At 65.8% G+C, this 17,356-nt stretch carries 14 protein-coding genes; 1 reads left to right on the top strand and 13 read right to left on the bottom strand.

Annotated features, from left to right (window positions below):
* The 12 genes from nuoH to ACP59X_RS09350 all read right to left on the bottom strand — a co-directional run bounded on the left by nuoH (nucleotide 1) and on the right by ACP59X_RS09350 (nucleotide 11,117).
* Complete coding sequence (gene nuoH / locus ACP59X_RS09405; RefSeq protein ID WP_428568414.1) at nucleotides 1-990, bottom strand: NADH-quinone oxidoreductase subunit NuoH; 990 nt, start codon at nucleotides 988-990, stop codon at nucleotides 1-3.
* On the bottom strand, nucleotides 987-2,144 hold the full coding sequence (locus ACP59X_RS09400) for an NADH-quinone oxidoreductase subunit D (protein WP_428568409.1): 1,158 nt from the start codon (nucleotides 2,142-2,144) through the stop codon (nucleotides 987-989). The genes nuoH and ACP59X_RS09400 overlap by 4 nt, the downstream gene beginning before the upstream one ends.
* A gap of 15 nt (nucleotides 2,145-2,159) precedes the next feature.
* Nucleotides 2,160-2,711 (bottom strand): NADH-quinone oxidoreductase subunit C, encoded by a 552-nt coding sequence (locus ACP59X_RS09395; RefSeq protein ID WP_428568405.1) that lies wholly within the window; start codon nucleotides 2,709-2,711, stop codon nucleotides 2,160-2,162.
* Nucleotides 2,708-3,238: an NADH-quinone oxidoreductase subunit B gene (locus ACP59X_RS09390; protein WP_428568402.1), complete on the bottom strand. Its 531-nt coding sequence runs from the start codon at nucleotides 3,236-3,238 to the stop codon at nucleotides 2,708-2,710. The genes ACP59X_RS09395 and ACP59X_RS09390 overlap by 4 nt, the downstream gene beginning before the upstream one ends.
* Complete coding sequence (locus tag ACP59X_RS09385; protein ID WP_428568399.1) at nucleotides 3,202-3,594, bottom strand: NADH-quinone oxidoreductase subunit A; 393 nt, start codon at nucleotides 3,592-3,594, stop codon at nucleotides 3,202-3,204. The genes ACP59X_RS09390 and ACP59X_RS09385 overlap by 37 nt, the downstream gene beginning before the upstream one ends.
* A gap of 39 nt (nucleotides 3,595-3,633) precedes the next feature.
* Nucleotides 3,634-5,034: an NADH-quinone oxidoreductase subunit N gene (locus ACP59X_RS09380; RefSeq protein ID WP_428568397.1), complete on the bottom strand. Its 1,401-nt coding sequence runs from the start codon at nucleotides 5,032-5,034 to the stop codon at nucleotides 3,634-3,636.
* Nucleotides 5,035-5,043: 9 nt separating this feature from the next.
* Entirely contained in the window at nucleotides 5,044-6,609 is a 1,566-nt protein-coding gene (locus tag ACP59X_RS09375; RefSeq protein ID WP_428568393.1) for a complex I subunit 4 family protein, read from the bottom strand.
* Between the two features lie 27 nt (nucleotides 6,610-6,636).
* Complete coding sequence (locus tag ACP59X_RS09370) at nucleotides 6,637-8,451, bottom strand: Na(+)/H(+) antiporter subunit D (RefSeq protein ID WP_428568388.1); 1,815 nt, start codon at nucleotides 8,449-8,451, stop codon at nucleotides 6,637-6,639.
* A complete protein-coding gene (locus ACP59X_RS09365; protein ID WP_428568386.1) occupies nucleotides 8,438-8,704 on the bottom strand; it encodes a hypothetical protein in 267 nt (88 codons plus the stop codon). The genes ACP59X_RS09370 and ACP59X_RS09365 overlap by 14 nt, the downstream gene beginning before the upstream one ends.
* A gap of 98 nt (nucleotides 8,705-8,802) precedes the next feature.
* Entirely contained in the window at nucleotides 8,803-10,293 is a 1,491-nt protein-coding gene (locus tag ACP59X_RS09360) for a monovalent cation/H+ antiporter subunit D family protein (RefSeq protein ID WP_428568383.1), read from the bottom strand.
* 3 nt (nucleotides 10,294-10,296) lie between these two features.
* A complete protein-coding gene (gene nuoK, locus ACP59X_RS09355; protein ID WP_428569840.1) occupies nucleotides 10,297-10,605 on the bottom strand; it encodes an NADH-quinone oxidoreductase subunit NuoK in 309 nt (102 codons plus the stop codon).
* Nucleotides 10,605-11,117, bottom strand: coding sequence for an NADH-quinone oxidoreductase subunit J family protein (locus tag ACP59X_RS09350; RefSeq protein WP_428568380.1), 513 nt, complete (start codon nucleotides 11,115-11,117; stop codon nucleotides 10,605-10,607). The genes nuoK and ACP59X_RS09350 overlap by 1 nt, the downstream gene beginning before the upstream one ends.
* A gap of 1,210 nt (nucleotides 11,118-12,327) precedes the next feature.
* Between ACP59X_RS09350 and ACP59X_RS09345 the strand changes: the two genes are divergently transcribed.
* Nucleotides 12,328-13,416 carry an NAD(P)H-dependent flavin oxidoreductase gene (locus tag ACP59X_RS09345; RefSeq protein WP_428568377.1) on the top strand — a complete coding sequence of 363 codons (1,089 nt, stop codon included), beginning with the start codon at nucleotides 12,328-12,330 and terminating at the stop codon, nucleotides 13,414-13,416.
* Between the two features lie 714 nt (nucleotides 13,417-14,130).
* On the opposite strand, the gene ACP59X_RS09340 is transcribed toward ACP59X_RS09345, so the two are convergent.
* Nucleotides 14,131-16,998 (bottom strand): caspase family protein, encoded by a 2,868-nt coding sequence (locus ACP59X_RS09340; protein ID WP_428568374.1) that lies wholly within the window; start codon nucleotides 16,996-16,998, stop codon nucleotides 14,131-14,133.
* Nucleotides 16,999-17,356 lie beyond the last annotated feature (358 nt).

Here is a 17,356-nt window from a genome sequence, read left to right as displayed (position 1 = left end):
TCAACCTCCAAATCCGGCCACGATCACGGCCAGGGCCAGGTCGATAAGCGCCAGGGGGGTGAGCCACTTCCAGCTCAGGTTGAGCAGCTGGTCGAAGCGCACGCGCGGATAGGTCCAGCGCAGCCAGATGATGAAAAACAGGATGCAGTAGATCTTGACCAGGAACCAGAAGATGCCGGGTAAGATCGGCCCCTGCCAGCCGCCCAGGAACAGCGCGGCGGCCACGCCCGACACGATGATCATGTTGGCGTATTCGGCCAGGAAAAAAAGGCCAAAGCCCATGCCCGAATACTCGGTGTGGAAGCCGGCCGTGAGCTCCGATTCGGCCTCGGGCAAATCGAAGGGGGCGCGGTTGGTCTCGGCCACGGCGCACACCAGGAAGATGAAGAAGGCCAGCGGGTTTTGGACGCCGTACCACTGCCACGGCCAGGCGCCCTGCTTGGCCGTGATGACGTAGAGGTCCAGGGAGCCGGCCGTCAGGGCCACGGCCATGACGGAGAGCAGCAGCGGCACTTCGTAGGCCAGGGCCTGGGCCACGGACCGGGCGGCGCCAAGTAGGCCCCACTTGTTGTTGGAGCCCCAGCCGGCCAGAATCAGGGACAGCACGCCCAGGCCCGAGAAGGCCAGGATGAGCACGAGGCCGAGGTTCATGGGGATGGGCTGGAGGTTGGGGTCGAAGGGCAAGGGCAGGAAGCAGACCGTCACCGGGGCAAAGGCCAGCAGCGGCGCGGCCCAGTAGAGGATCTTGTCCGCCCCGGCCGGGGCCACGAGCTGCTTGCCCACGAGCTTGACCGCGTCCACGATGGGCTGGAGCAGGCCGTGGGGGCCGACGTGCAAGGGGCCGGGGCGCAACTGGCAATGACCGGCCACCTTGCGCTCGACCCAGACCAGCACGAGCCCGTTGAGCCCGACGAAGGCAAACAGGCACAACAGCCCGATCACCAGACGCGTGAGGGGATAATCGAGGCTTAGGAGCGCATCGAGGTTCATCGGTCGATCTCCGGGATGACGAGGTCCAGGCTGCCCAGGATGGACACGGCGTCGGCGAGCAAGGTCCCGCGCGACAGTTCGCAAAAGACACTCAGGTTGGAAAAGCCCGGGGCGCGCAGTTTGACCCGATAGGGCTTGGGGCCGCCGTCGGAGCGCACGTGGATGAGGATCTTGCCGCGCGCGCCTTCCACGGCGAAGCTGGCCTCGCCCTTGGGCGGCTTGACCGTCTTGCCGACCTTGGCCTGGATGGGGCCTTCGGGAAGGGCCGAAACGGCCTGGTCGATGATATCGCAACTCGTGACCAGTTCGTCCATGCGCACCATGTAGCGGGCCATGGCGTCGCCCTGGCCGTAGGTCGGGATGCCAAACTCCAGGCGGTCGTAGACGCCGTAGGGCTCGGCCCGGCGGGTGTCCACCGGGGCGCCCGAGCCGCGGATGACCGGGCCGGTGGCGCCGTAGCGCCGGGCCAGGTCCACGTCCATCTCGCCGATGCCCTCGCAGCGGCCGCGCAGGATGACGTTGTCCGTGACCAGGTCGCGGTACATGGGCAGCCGCGAACGCAGATGCCGGGTAAAGGCCAGGCAGCGCGTGGCGAAGTCGGCCGGCACGTCGCCGTAGACACCGCCGATGGTGAAGTAGGAGTAGGTCAGGCGCGAGCCGGTCACGGCCTGGAGGATATCCAGGATCATCTCGCGGTCGTCGAAGGCGTACATGATGGGGGTAAAGGCCCCGAGGTCCAGCAGGTAGGCCCCCCACCACAGCAGGTGAGAGCTGATGCGGTTAAGCTCCGTGACGGCCACCCGGACGTACTCGGCCCGCTCGGGGACCTCCACGCCCATGAGCCGCTCCACCGCGCCGGCATAGGCCCAGTTCCAGGCCATGGCGTGCAGGTAGTCGACGCGGCCCATGTTGGGCATGAACTGCATGTAGGTCTTCTGCTCGGCCATCCACTCGTGCATGCGGTGGATGTAGCCGAGCACCGGTTCGGCGCGCACGATGTATTCGCCGTCGAGTTCGAGCATGATGCGCAGCACGCCGTGGGTGGACGGGTGCTGGGGGCCCATGCTGAGGATCAATTTGTCGTCGGTGGGGCCCGGCTCGAACCGGGCCGCCGCCAGGTCGCCCCGAAGGGCCGTGGGATCGAAGGCTTGCATGATTCCTCCTTGGCCCTACGCGTCGTTGGAAGCGGGGGAAGCGGCCTTGGCCACCGGTTTGGGCTTGGCCTTGGGCTCGGGTTCGGGCTCGGCCAGGCCGCAGTCCACGAGGTAGGACAGCGGCACCAGGTCGGCCAGGGACTTGCGGGCCTTTGGCGCCTTGACCAGCGGATGGCCGTCGAAGTCCTCGGGCAACAGCAGGTAGTGCAGGTTGGGATGGCCGACGAAGTCGATGCCGTAGAAGTCGAAGCACTCGCGCTCGTGCCAGTCGGCGCCGGGGTAGATGTCGCTTATGGTCGGAACCTTGGGGGCGTCGTGGGGCACGGTCAGGCGCAGGACCACGCGGTTGGCCCCGTCGAGGAGGCTTAGGTGATACAGCACTTCGAAGCCTTCCTGGAGGTCCGAGGCCATGACGTCCTCGAGCAGGTAGCCTTCCTTGTCCATGACGGCCACGGCGTCATGGATGGTTTCCGGGGTCAGGGTCACGGACAGCACGCAGCCCGTGGCGGCGAAATCGAGGGGCGCCGAGCAGGCCGCGCCGAGTTTGGCCACGAAATCGGGAATCATTGCTGGCCTCCCTTGGGGACCTGCCACCAGCGCTTGCCGGTGATTTTCTGCTGGAGCGCGAACAGCCCTTCAAGCAGCGCCTCGGGCCGGGGCGGACAGCCGGGCACGTAGACGTCGACCGGAATGAGCGTGTCCACGCCCTGGACCACGCCGTATTGGCCTTCGATGTTGAACGGGCCGCCGGAGATGGCGCAGTTGCCCAGGGCCATGACGTAGCGCGGGGCCGGCATCTGCTCGTAGAGCCGCACCACGGCCGGGGCGATCTTCTTGTTGACCGTGCCGGCCACGATCATCAGGTCCGACTGGCGCGGCGAGGGCCGGAAGACCTCGGCGCCGAACCGGGCGATGTCGAAACGGGCCATGCCCACGGCCATCATCTCGATGGCGCAACAGGCGAGACCGAAGGTCATGGGCCAGATGGACATGGCCCGGCACACATCCACCAGCTTCTGGACGGCCGGTGTGGCGACAAGCGCGGGGTCGACCGTATTTACGGCCGGGGCGCAACCTGGATTCTGCGGGGCCATGTGAACACTCCCTTGCGCATGAAGTAGATGATGGCGGCGGCGAGCACCGCGAGGAACACCAACAGCTTGACCGCGGCGGCCAGGCCCTGGGGCGTGGCATACAGCGCGGCGATGGGAAAGAGGTAGAGGATGTCCACCTCGAAGGCCAAGAAGATCAGGGCGTAGAAGTAGTAGTTGATGCCGAACTTGACCCAGGTGCGGCCGTGGGTGGGCACGCCGCATTCGTAGGTCTCGGCCATGGCGCCGCCGTGTGCCTTGGGCGCGATGAGCAGCGACCCGAGCAGCGGCCCGGCCCCGAAGGCGATGCCGCCGAGGAAAAACAGCAGGATCGCCGCTTGTAACCAGGTAAAGACCATATGTCTTCGCCTCCTTGCCTTGCGGTACGCGCGCCCCGGCTAGGGGTGCAGTTGGGTTCCGGCCATGGCCGCCAGGTCATACAGCGGGGCCGGCAGGATGCCGAGCAACAAAACCAGGGCGGCCAGCACGCCGCCGAAGACCAGCGCCCCCCTGGGCACGGCGATGGCCGGGGCCTCGGATTCGCCGGTGTAGGCGTGGCGCACGAGGCTTAAGTAGTAGTAGATGGAAATCGCCGTATTGAGCACGGCCACGATGACCAGCCAGTGATAGCCCTGGTCCCAGGCGGCCGAAAGCAGGAAGAGCTTGCCGGTGAATCCGGCGGTGGGCGGCAGGCCGACCAAGGCGAAGGCGGCCACGGCCAGGATCATGGCCAGGGCCGGAGCGCGCTTGTACAGGCCGTCGAGGTCGTCGAGGCTGGGGTTCTCGCCGCCGGTGGCCATGGTGCAGACCACGTAGAAGGCGGCCAGGTTCATGAGGATGTAGGCCAGGCTGTAGAAGGCCGCGGCCGAGAGCCCGGCGGCCGAGCCGGCGGCCAGCCCGAGCATGACGTAGCCGGCATGGGCGACCGAGGAGTAGCCGAGCAGCCGCTTGACGTCGCGCTGAACCAGGGCGGCCAGGTTGCCGGCGGTCATGGACACGGCGCCGAGGATGGCCAGCACGTTGGTCACTTCCATGTGCGGGGTGACGAAGGCGGCCAGGCGCACCAGCACCACCACGGCCCCGAGCTTGGGAATGGTGGCCACGTAGGCGGCGGTCTCGTTTTTGGCGCCCTGGTAGACGTCCGGGCACCAGAAGTGGAACGGGAACAGCGCCAGCTTATAGAAGAAGCCGGCCAAGAACAGCGTGAGGCCAACCACGGCCAGGGGCGCGTCGGCGAAGCTCCAGGAGCTGGCGGCCAAGGCGGCGATATAGGTCGTGTGCTTGGCGGCCATGATGTAGGACAGGCCGAACAGGGCCAGGGCCGTGACGGCGGCGCCAAAAAGGATGTACTTGATGCCGGCCTCGGCCGCCCTTCTGTCCTGGCCCCGCAGCGGGATCAAGGCGTAGAGGCTGTAGGACGAGAGCTCCAGGGCCAGGTAGAGCGTGACCAGCTCCACGCAGGAGGCCAGGAGCATGAGCCCCCAGGCCGACAGGGCCAGGAGCATGTAGTAGTCCGGGGTCATGTCCGCATCGTCCTTCTTGCCAGCGGCGATGCCGGCGACGATGGCGAAGCCCAGGGCGATGACGAACTTGAAGAACTGGGACAGGGCGTCGAGCTTGTAGGTGGCGTAGAGCATGTCGCCCCGGGCGGAAATCCCGGCCAGGGCGGCCAGCACGCCGATGGCGGCGGCCACGGGCAGCCAGCCCGCCACGGTCTTCACGCCTTTGACGCTGGCCACGAACAGGGCGCAGACCAGGCCCAGCAGCCACAGTTCCGGCAAGAGCATGGTGATGGTCATGGAAGCTCCTTAGCGGGCCAGGCCGGCGGATTGGGCCACGGTGAGCGGCGCACCGAGTTCCATACGCTCGGCGAGCGGCATGTCGTGCGTCAGGCCCATGGCCTCGTTTTTCGCGTTCATGGCGGACAGCACCCGCTCGATGGACGGCTCGATGGTCCTGATGGCCAGGGACGGGGCCAGGCCGATGTAGAAGACAAGCAGGGCCAAGGGGATGAGCGTGGCCCATTCCCGGATACCCAGGTCGTACCAGCCCTTCTTGAAGGAAGTGGGCTCGCCCCAGGTCACGCGCTGCAGCAGGCGCAGCATGTAGGCGGCGGCCAGCATGGCCCCGGGCACGGCGGCAAAGCCGACCCAGGTGTTGCCGGCAAAGGCGCCGATGAGGACCAGCACCTCGCCCACGAAGCTGTTGGTGCCGGGGAAGGCCAGGGAGGAGAGGGAGAAGACGCCGAACAGGAACATGAAGGCCGGCATGAACTTGCCCAGGCCCTGGTTGTCGGCGATATCCCGGCTGTGGCTGCGCTCGTAGAGCAGGCCGATCATCATGAACAGGCCACCGGTGGTGATGCCGTGGTTGAGCATCTGGAGGATGGCCCCGGAGACGCCCTTGACGCTGAACAGGAAGATGCCGAGCGTCACAAAGCCCATGTGGCCCACGGAGGAGTAGGCGATCAGTTTCTTGATGTCCGACTGGCCCAGGGCGATGCAGCCGCCGTAGAGGATGGAGGCGATGGAGATGGCGATCATGATGGGCGCGGCCGTCACCGAGGCGGCCGGGGTCAGCGGCAGGCAGAAGCGCAGGAAGCCGTACGTGCCCATCTTGAGCAGGATGGCGGCCAGCAGCACGCTGCCCGCGGCCGGGGCCTCGACGTGGGCGGCCGGCAGCCAGGTGTGGAACGGGAACATGGGCACCTTGATGGCGAAAGCCAGCGCCATGGCCAGGAAGGCCCACATCTGGAAGCGGAAGGAATAGGTCTTTTCCATCAGCTCCGGTATGGCGAAGGTGCCGCCGACCTGGCGGAAGGCGACGATGGCGGCCAGAAGCAGGGTCGAGCCGGCCAGCGTATACAGGAAGAACTTGATGGAGGCGTAGCGCCGCCGGGGACCGCCCCACACGGCGATGAGCAGGTACATCGGCACGAGCATGGCTTCCCAGAAGACGTAGAAGAGCACGAAATCCAGGGCAGCGAAGACGCCGATGCAGGCCGAGGTCATCAGCAACAGGCAGAAGTGGAACTCCGTGACCCGCTTACTGATGTAGGTCCAGGACCCGAGCACGCACAAGGGCAGCATCAGGGCGGTCAAAAGGATCATGTACAGGCTCAGGCCGTCCACGCCCAGGTGATAGGACATGCCCAGGGCCGGCAGCCAGGGGGCGTGTTCCACGAACTGGAAGGCCGGGCCGGTGGGCGAATAGGACAGCAGCGGCAGGGCCAGCAGGCATTCGAGAATCCCCGCGCCAAGCGTCACGAGCCTCGTGGTGTGTTCGTTTCGCCGCAGGACCAAAAGGACCACGGCGGCAACCAGCGGCAGGACGATCAAGGCCGTCACCACCGGGAATCCGTTGTGCGTCGTCATGCAAAGCTCCCTTGTTGGCCTTGGCGGTTAACCGACAAACCAGACGATGGCGAAGATGACCAGGCCGATGGTCACGGCGGCGGCCAGGTAATCCTGGAGCCGCCCGGTCTGGCTGCGGGCCACGCCGGCCCCGCCGACCTCGCGCACGCCCCTGGCCGAACCGTCGAGCACGCCGTCGATGACCTTGCCGTCAAAGACGCTGGTGCCGAGCCCGGCTTCAATCAGGGCCTTGAGGCCGACCTTCTCGTAGACATCCGTCCAGACGTTATCGATGGCCGCCACGGGGTAGGAGACGACCTTCACGAAGCCCCGGCCGACAAGCCGGTACAGGAAGTCGAAGTCCAGGTTGCGGCTGGGGTGCGGCGGAATGACCTTGCGCATGAGGTAGAAGCCCAGGCCGGTGAAGCCGAGGATGCAGCAGGCCTGGAGTACGTGCCAGGGCGTATAGGGCTCGTACTCCGTGGGAAAGGGCAGCAGGGAGTACAGGGTCTGGGGAAACAGGCCGATGCCCAGGCACAACAGCGAGGAGATGCCCATGCCGACGTACATGTTCCAGGGGATGGGCTTTATTTCGACGGTGCTCTTGGGCTTGGCCCAGAAGGCGAAGTACGGGAGCTTGATACCGACGGATAAAAACGTGCCCACGGCGGCCAGCTCCATGCCCAGCGCCAGCCAGGTGCGATGGGCCTCGGCCGCGCCGGCGATGGTCATGGTCTTGGACACGAAGCCGTTGAAAAGCGGCATGCCCGAGATGGAGACCGCGCCGACCATGTAGCCGATCATGACCAGGGGCAGGCGCGAGGCCAGGCCGCCCAGTTCCGTCAGCTTGGCCGTGCCCACGGCGTAGAGCAGGCAGCCCGTGCCCATAAACAGCAGGCCCTTGTAGAGGATGTGGGCATAGGCGTGGGCACAGGCGCCGTCGATGGTCATGGCCGTGCCGATGCCGATGCCGCAGACCATGTACCCGACCTGGGAGACGATGTGGTAGGACAGGATACGCCGGGCGTTATTCTCGATGGTCGCGTAGAAAACACCGTAGAGGCACATGATGCAGCCGCCGATGGCCAGGACCTCGAAGCCGGCGTAGCCGCGGGCCAGGACGTAGACGGCGGTCTTGGTGGTAAAGGCGCTCATGAAGACCGCGCCGGTGACCGTGGCTTCGGGGTAGGCGTCGGGCAGCCAGGCGTGCAGGGGCACGAAGGCCGCGTTGACCAGGAAGCCGATGAGGATGATGTAGTCGAAGTAGCGGGCGGCGTCCGGGGCCACGGCGGTGAAGTCGAAGGTGCCGATGGCGGCGTAGCGCAGCAGCAGCCCGGCCAGCAGGAACAGGCCGCCGAAGATGTGGAACAGGAAGTAGCGGAAGCCGGCGGCCGTGGCCTGCGGCGTGCCGCGCAGCCAGACCAGGAAGACCGAGCCGATGCTCATGAGCTCCCAGAAGATAAAAAGCGTGATGTAGTCCCCGGCGAAGACGCAGCCGAACCCGCCGGCCACGTACAGGCAGGCGGCCATGTGCTGGCCCCGGTCGGGCACGTGCAAGGCGTAGATGAAGCCGATCAGCGACTGGATGGCGAAGACGCTGGCGAAAATAAGGGCCAGGGCGTCCACTCGGCCAAGCAGCAGCGTGTGGCCGAGGTAGGGGATGGCGGCCAGCTGCCTGGCGCCGTCGGGGCCAAGCGTCAGGCAGACCACCGAGGCGATGGCCACCACCGGCGGGGCCAAAAGCAGCCAGCGCCAAGTCTTGTAGGTTTCGTTGGACAAAAAGGCCATGACCAGGGCCAGGGCCAGAAAGCCGATGGACGGGTGCAGGAAGTGGATGCCCGCTATCTGATCAAGACCGGCCATTGTCGTCCTCCGGACGGGCAAGAATGGGGTAGACGATTTTTTTGAGCACCACGACCATGACGATGGTCGCGGCCAGGGCGAAGATTTCCCAGAAGCCGGGCAGACCTTCGCCGGTGAAATGGGGATGGTGCGGGGTAATGAAGAGGTTTAATACCACGAATATCCCCAGCACGATAAACAGTGCCTTTTTCCAGCCGTTGGCGTTTTCCCTGGCTCTGTCGAGCCAGTCGCCGAGCCGTTGCGGTTCCCGCATGGATCGCTTCCTCCATCGTTGCCGGGCGGCCCGGGCCGCCTCGGTGCCGCGCGGGGCGCGGCCGTTCGTTCACGCGCCGGACAGGCCCGGCCTTCCGGTTAGAACTTGCCGAACGCGTCCACGAACGACGCGAAGATTTGCGGAAAAAGGCCCAGGGCCACGGAGATGACGGCCGTGAGGCACAAGGGCACCACCATGACCAGGGGGGCTTCCTTGAAATGGCTGTGGTCCACGCCCTCGGCCGGCGGCCGGAAAAAGGCCCGGTAGATGACGGGCACGAAGTAGCCGGCGTTTAAGAGCGTGGAGGCCAGAAGGGCCAGCAGCAGGATGTACTGGTGGATGCTGACCGCCCCGTTGGCCAGGTACCACTTGGTGACAAAACCGCACACCGGCGGCACGCCGATCATGGACAGCGAGGCCACGGCAAAGGCGCCGAAGGTGAACGGCAGCTTGCGCCCAAGGCCGTCCATGAGCGGGATCTTTTTCAGGTGCGTGGCCACGTAGATGGCGCCGGCGGCGAAAAACAGCGTGATCTTGGCAAAGGCGTGGTGGGCGATGTGGAGCAGCCCGCCCTTGACGGCCAGGGGGGTGAGCATGGCCACGCCTATTATAATGTAGGAGAGCTGGCTGACCGTGGAGTAGGCCAGCCGGGCCTTGAGGTCCTCCTTGGTCAGGGCGATGACCGAGGCCACGACGATGGTGAAGGCGGCCAGGTAGGCGGTAATGAGGCCAAGGCCCAGGTTGGACAGCAGGTCCACGCCGAAGCAGGAGAGCATCACGCGCGACACCGAGAACACGCCCGCCTTGACCACGGCCACGGCGTGCAGCAGGGCCGAGACGGGCGTTGGCGCGACCATGGCCGAGGGCAGCCAGTTGTGCAGCGGCATGATGGCCGCTTTGGCCAGGCCGAACAGGAACAGGAAGTAGGTGATGGACACCAGGGTCGGGTCGGCGCCCGGGGGGAAAATGCCGTGGCTGATGTCGGTCAGGTTGAAGTCCAGGGTGCCGCACTGGACGTAGGTGAGGATCATGGCCGGCAGCAGGAAGAGCTTGGAGGTGCCCATCAAGTAGACCAGGTACTTACGCGCGCCGTGGTAGCCTTCCGCGTCCTGGTGGTGGGCGACCAGGGGATAGGTGAAGACGGTGATGACCTCGTAGAAGAGGTAAAGCGTGGCGATGGTGCCGGAAAAGGCCACGCCGACCGCGCCGAAGATGGCCACGGCGAAGCAGAAGTAGTAGCGCGTCTGGGCGTGTTCCTTAAGCGACCGCATGTAGCCGATGTTGTAGCTCGTGGCGAAAAACCACAGGAAGGTGGCCACCACGGCGAAGATGCAGGAAAGCCCGTCCACGGCGAAGGTGATGGAGACGCCGGGGAAGAAGGTGACCAGGTGGTAGGTCCACACGGCCCCGTCGAGCACGGCCGGGACCATGGAAATGACCGAAGCGAAGGCCATGGCCGCGGCGGCGAACGATACCCCTTCGCGCAGGTCCTGGTTCTTGCGCAAAAACCACAAGGCAAAGGGCGCCACGAAGGTGATGACAAGGGGTGCGAGCACCCGGGCGCTTTCAATGGTATGGGCGACGGCCATGGATTACCCCTTGAGTTCGCTGGGGCCGTCGGCGGCGGCATCCCCGAAGCGTTTGGTGACGACCAGGACAATGGCCAAGACGAGGGTGGCCTCGGCGGCGGCGAGCCCCATGACCAGCAGCGCGCCGAGCTGGCCGAGGACGGCGTCCATGGGCGTGAGCTGGGCAGCGGCCACGATGGACAGGCCGGCGCCGTTGAGCATCAGCTCCACGCCGATGAGCATGCCGATAAGCGTGCGCCGCGCGACCAGGGCATACAGCCCCAGGCACAGCAGCAGCACGGCCACAACCTGATACAGCAACAGCGGACTCATCATCCGGCCCTCCTCTTTTCAAAGGCAAGCAACACCGCGCCGGCCATGGCGGCCAACAGCACCACGGAAATCAACTCGAAGGCCAGGGTATAGGGCCCGAGCAGCCCCGCCCCGAGCTGCTCGGGGCTGACGTTTTTGGGTGTGGGAAAACCGACGGTGCCGTAGACGGCCAGAAACGGCACGAGGATTCCCGCCGGCACGAGAAAGACGGGGATGGCGCGCAGGACGCCGGCGACACCCGGCCCTTCGGCCTCCTGGCCATCGGCGGCCCGGGTGAGCATGATGGCGAAAAAGATCAGCACGGTGACGGCGCCGACATAGATCAGGATCTGCATGAGGGCGACGAAGTCGGCCAAAAGCAGCAGATAGAGGCCGGCCACGCCGAACAGGGAGACGACGAGGCCGATCATGGCCCGCACGAGGTTGGCGGCGGACACGGCGAGGACGCCTCCGGCCAGGATGATGAGCGCGTAGAGCGCGAAAGCGTATTGCCCGAGATACATTTCATTCATAGACGCCACACTCCCCATGGTACCGGCCGGCACGTCGCAGTATTTCCAGGAACGTTCAACAGACAACAAACCGCCCCAACGCCTGCGCCGACCCAAGGCGGCGCATCGAACAGCAAAAACAAGCAAGCATAAAATCAAACAACACTATTAACAGAACTTTAACAAACATATTTTGCAAAATGAAACCAGTATATTCACACTACTGCAATCTTACTTCAGAATTTTGCGAGAAAAGAAGGCCGATCTTTCTTCAAAACTCATTTCAAACAACCAATCAACATGCGTGCCATTGCATACAGACAGCAAGCTACTTGGCCTTATCTACCTTTAACACCATGCACAATCTTGTCTGCAGCGTCAATATTGATCGTATTTTCACAATTTGCGGCCAGATTTGCCGCAGTGATCGCCGACTGCTTGTATCAGACAAGAACTTACAAAGAGCACACACATGAAGCGTGCCATCGTTTTGAAAAACCGTGCTACGACAGCGGCAAAGCTTATAAGCCCCTTCCCCCACGCCAGTCAAGGAGGAAAAGTGGGCATATCATAGCATATCAACAGCCGCCTCGCCAGCCATGTCCGGCTTTTCACACGGGGCGGCTGTGGCCAAGCCACAGCCATAAAATTCCAACCACCTAAAAAAGAATAACTAATTAGAAATGCAAAACGTGAGAAAAAATTACACATCCCCCCAAGCCGCCACCGCAAAGCCAGGCGACGCAGCAGCCAGATGGCCGACGCGGCGCCTCTGGAACGCGAACAGACACGGATGCAACGCCCTCAGCGCCAAGGGGAAGGATATTGTGAAATTTTTCCGAATAACACGCCTTGACCATCCGGCCGGGACACCGGACATACGCGCCTTGCCGCACACCAAGCCCGCCCTCGAAAAAGAAATGCACTTTCCCGCCCGCCGCCCCTTGCCCTGGCCGGCCGATTCATGCCATAGGCGCTGACCCGGTGTGCATGATGCCTCGGCCCGCATGCGGCGACGCAACGCGTTTCATGCTCCCTACCGGCAGTCCCGTCGCCTGCAGCTTCGCGTTTTGCGACGACGCGCCTGCGCCGCCAAGGCCGCCCCTTCGGGATCCGCCCCAACGGTCGGATCCCTTTTGGATATCGAAGCCCCGCGCCCAGGATCGGAGGATACGCTCGGCCGGCGCGGTGACTGGCAATCCCGCCGCCAACCCAAGCCTTCGGAGTCCCCTTGTCGTTCCCCACGTTAACCATCGGCGATCTGTCCATCGCCCGGGCCATCATCCAGGGTGGCATGGGCGTCGGCATCTCCCTGTCCGGCCTGGCCTCGGCCGTGGCCGCCGCCGGCGGCTTCGGCGTCATCTCCGCCGCCGGCATCGGCATGAACGAACCGGACTTCGCCTCCGACTACATCGTTGCCAATAACCGTGCCCTGGCCGGTGAAATCCGCAAGGCCCGCGCCGCCACCTCCGGCGCCATCGGCGTCAACATCATGGTGGCCATGGCCAATTTCGCCGACCTGGTCAGAACCGCCATCAAGGAGAACGTCGACGCCATCTTTTCCGGCGCCGGCCTGCCCCTGGACCTGCCCTCCTACCTGACCGAAGGCTCCAAGACCAAGCTCGTGCCCATCGTGTCCTCGGCCCGGGCGGCGGTCATCATCTGCAAGAAATGGCTCTCGCGCTTCGGCCGCACCCCCGACGCCTTCGTGGTCGAAGGCCCCCTGGCCGGCGGCCACCTGGGCTTCAAGCCCGAACAGCTCGACCACCCCGACTTCGGCCTGGAAAAACTCGTCGGCGAAGTGGTCCAGGGCGTCGCCCCCTACACCGCCCCCAACGGCGCGCCCATCCCCGTCATCGCCGCCGGCGGCGTCTACACCGGGGAGGATATCCACCGCTTCATCCAGCTCGGTGCGGCCGGCGTGCAACTCGGCACCCGCTTCGTCGCCACCCACGAATGCGACGCCGACCCGGCCTTCAAACAACGCTACGTCGACGCCACCGAAAAAGACGTCACCATCATCAAAAGCCCGGTGGGCATGCCCGGACGCGCCATCCACAACGAATTCCTCGACCAGGCCGCCCTGGGCGAAAAAACACCCCAACGCTGCCCCTACCGCTGCATCCATACCTGCGATTACCAAAAAGCCCCCTACTGCATCACCCTGGCCCTGGCCAACGCCAAGAAAGGCCGCTTCAAACACGGCTTCGCCTTCGCCGGCCAAAACGCCTGGCGCATCGACCGCATCATGGCCGTGGCCGAACTGTTCGAGGAGCTCGTCTCCCAATACGCCGCCGCCGAAACCGCGGCCATGGCCTAGCCAAGCGGCGGGTCGAGACGGCGAGAGGGGAAGCGGAAGGGAAACGGACGAGAAGGGACGGAAAGCGAAGATGCCTCCGGCGGCCAGGAGGGGATGATCCCCTCCTGGACCTCCCCGACGGGGCGGGCGGGAAGTCGGTCGCAGCTGTCGGGCGGCGGGGCCTCGGCCGGTTGGTGGCGGGAATGGGGGCAACCCGCAGGCCGCAAAGCCGGCCAGCACGTTGCCCCCATTCCCGCCACCAAGGGGCGCCAGCGGCGAAGCGCCGCATGGGAAGAAATACCGGCGCGTCCGACGTCGGTAACGACCGCGCAACAAACGCAAGAGCCTTTCAAAAGGCTTCCAAAGCAAAAAATCCAAAACCTCGGCCCGAAGGGCCGACGGCTGGGCGAGGCCGGAATTTCGCCTTTCGAGCCAGGGGCGCAGCGACGGCATCGAAAGGCGCAATTCCGGCCTCGCGTCTTCGCACCGCACCCGCCAAGCCCTTCCGGTGCCCGCAGCCCCTCCCACCCGCCACAGCCAAACGGGGGGGCCTGGGGGGCGTCACGCCCCCCAGTGGGGTGGTCCAGGAGGGGCAACGCCCCTCCTGGTGGGGTTCAGGGGCAACGCCCCTCCTGGTGGGGTTCAGGGGCAACGCCCCTCCTGGTGGGGTTCAGGGGCAACGCCCCTGACCGCCGGAGGCTTCCCCCCGTCTTGCGCCTAAACCGAAGTCTAAGCCTAATACGCCGCCACGGGGAAGTCTTCCACGGTGCCGGGCACGCCGGTGGTGGGCGTTTGCTCGCCGTGGGTGAGTTCCTTGACGCGCTCGGAGATGTACAGGTCGAGCATCTTGAAGGTGACACGGCCGGTCTGGCGCGTATCGGCCCGGCCCTTGACGCCTTCCACCAGGGCTTTGGTGAAGGCGCCGTTTTGCCATTCCGGCTTTTCCAGCGAGTATTGCCGGCCGGTGGAGGCGGCAAAGACCACGGCGCCGTTTCCGGCGCTGGCCAGTTCGTTGATGACGCCGTTTAAGTCCCCCATGCCGCGCCGGCCCGAGCCCATGATGGAGCCGCTGTGGCAGCTGTCGACAAAAAACAGCGTCTTGCCGGCGATGTTGCGGATGGTTTTCTGGATTTCCAGGAAGGGCAGCCCCGTGGCGCGCAGTTTTTCCAGGTCCACGGAGGTGGGCAGGAAGTAGTAGTCGCCGTTTTTGTCGTTGACGCCGTGGCCGGCCAGGAAAATCATGGCCACGTCGTGCTGGGTGGTCTGGCGCTCGATCCAGTCGAGGCCTTCGAGGATGGCTTCCTTGGTGGCCGCGCCGTCGGTGAGCACCCGGATGGTGACGTCGCCGTAGAGCCGGCCTTTCTGGGCGGCCATGGCCTCGGCGAAATCCCGGGCGTCCTTGGCCGGGAACTGCAGCGACAGGGACTTGTCGGCGTAGTCGCCCGCGCCGATGGCCAGCACGTAGAGCTTCGACGCCGGTGCGGCCGGCGCGGCGGCCTTGCCGGCCCACTTGAGCTTGACCGTGGCCGGGGCCGAGGGGCCATTCTTGTTGTCCGCCGCCACGGACAGGACCACATCGCGCTGGGGCAGCGTCACCTTGGATTGCAGCACGCTCGGCTCGAAGCCGCGCCCGGCGATGGCCGGATGGTCCTCGGCCACGCGCGCGCCGTCGACGAGCAGGCGCACGGCGGTGACGTCTTCGCCGCCGGGGCTGCGCACGGCGAATTTGACGGTCATATCGGGCGAGGTGAAGGCGTCGCCCGGGGCCGGGGAAAGGATTTCCACCACGGGCGGACGGGCCGTAAGCACCGAGGGCGAGCGCACGTCGCCGCCCCGGGCGGCGTTGGCCGCGGCCAGGGCCCGGTCCTCGTCCAGGGTGCGCAGGGCCAGGTCCACCACGTCCGGCCGGTGGAAGGCGTCGCGAAAACGCGAGGCCGGGAAGAAGTCGGCGGCGTGTTCCGGGCCGTTGTTGACATTCCAGCCGATCATGTCCTCGCCGCCCGAGGAGGCGTCGTAGTAGCCGGCCGGGGTCCACAGCACCCAGCGCCGGCCGTCGGCGTTGGGGAAGTAGGACAGGATCTCGCGGCCGTCCTCCATGCGGTACCAGCGGATGGAGCCGTCGCCCATGGCCGCGGCGACCAGGCGCCCGTCACCGCTGACATTGACCGCCCAGACCGTATCCGGCGCGGGCGTCTGCCACAGGGGCTGGCCGTTCGCGCCGTAGGCCCGGACGTTCCAGGAGGTACCGAGCACCAGCCGCCGGTTGTCCGGGGCGATGGCCAGGGAAAAGGCCGTTTCGAAGTCCTTGAGCTTAAGCGGCTGGCCGTTCAGCATAGGCGAGCGGCTGCCTTCGTAGCCGGTGACGGTCAGGCCCGGGGCGACCGTGCGCGGCGCGGCCAGGTCGGGCGTGGGCGCGTCGATTAAGCGCAGGTCACGGCCGGGCAGGGCGAAGCGGTAGAAGCCCTTTTTGGGCGTGGCGGCGTAGGCGATGGTTTCGCCGGTGCGGTCGACGAGGAAGTTCTTGGCCGAGGTGCGGTAGTCGCGGATGGCCGGGGAGCGGGTCATGCCGAAGGAGCCGTCCGGGCGCAGCACGCCCCAGCGCGGGGCGACCGTGCCGTAGGCGATGCCGCCGTCGGGCAGCGGGCACAGGGTGACCACGGCGGCCTTGCCGGTATCCAGGTCCTTGTATTCCACGAAATCGGCCGGCTTGAACTTGCGCACCGGGCAGCCCCGGTCCGTGACCCAGCGGCCGGCGGCCAGAAGCGACCCGTCGGCGGCGAAGGCGACCGTGGCCATGTTGCCGTTGTCCACGCCCGCGAGGTTGGGCGCGCCAAGCAGCGACAGCGTCTCGCCGTCGAGGACCGTGACCACCGGGGTATCGGTAAAGCCCACGGCGAGCTGGGCGCCGTCCGGGGAAAAGGCCACGGAAAACGGCCGCGTGCCGCCCTGGACGCGGGTTTTGGCCAGAAGCGACAGGCCCGTGTCGCTGACCTTGTACAGGCGCACCGCGCCGTCGTAGCAGGCCGTGGCCAGGTGGCCCTTGCCGTCGAAGGCGGCGCCGTAGGCTTCGCCGCCGTAGTCCTTGTCGCCGCCGACCAGGGACAGGTCGGACAGGCGCCAGACGCGCACGCCCTCCTCGCCCATGGCCGCGGCCAGGTAGTCGCCGTCGTGGGAGACGGAGAGGTGGTTGACCACGCTCGGCAGGCCGGTCAGGCGCTTGACCAGCCGGCCGGACTCGCGCTCGAAGATGTAGACGCTGTGGGTCTTGTCCCAGCCGTAGCCGGTCCAGCCGGCGCAAAAGACGTAGCGGCCGTCGGGGCTCATGGCCACGCTGTACAGCCGCCCTTCGTAGTCGTGGCCGATGGGCGGGCGCAGGACGCGCAGTTCCTCGCCGGTCTTGATGTCCCAGACGCGGCAGGTCTTGTCGTCGGAGGCCGTGGCCAGGTAGCGGCCCAGGCCATCCACGGCGATGCGTTTAATCAGCGCCGTGTGCATGCCGGTTTCGATGCGCAGGATCGGTTCGGCGGGCGGCGTGCCGGCGGCGGCGGGGTTGCAGGCGAAAAGAAGCAGCAGGACGGTTGGCAGGCAGACGCGAAGGCGCATGGGATCACTCCTCGCCCGGCAATGGGCGGCGCGCATTCTTGTCCCGGCGCCATACGGCGTCAAGAGGCAGGGCACGCCGCCGCGCCCCGCAAGCCGCGCCGGCCGGGCATCGCGTCCATTCTTAACAATTGATGAAATCTACAGGGGGTTATGCAAAAAGGGCCGGGGAGAAGTCCCCGGCGGGCAAAGGGCTCCCCGATTTCTAGAATAAAGTAGTTATTTCAATAATTTATTTTTTTTACTGCCAATCCGCTCCCGGGGAATTCGTATTATTACAAAACCCTCTCCATGGGCCCCTTTTCGGGAGGTCCAGGAGGGGCCTCGCCCCTCCTGGCCGCCGGAGGCCTCTCCCCCACCC

Origin of the sequence: Solidesulfovibrio sp. DCME (genome assembly GCF_049995385.1) — a bacterium.
Classification (GTDB): Bacteria; Desulfobacterota; Desulfovibrionia; order Desulfovibrionales; family Desulfovibrionaceae; genus Solidesulfovibrio.
The sequence above is the reverse complement of the archived record's forward strand: the minus strand, read 5'-3'. Positions and strand labels throughout refer to the sequence as shown.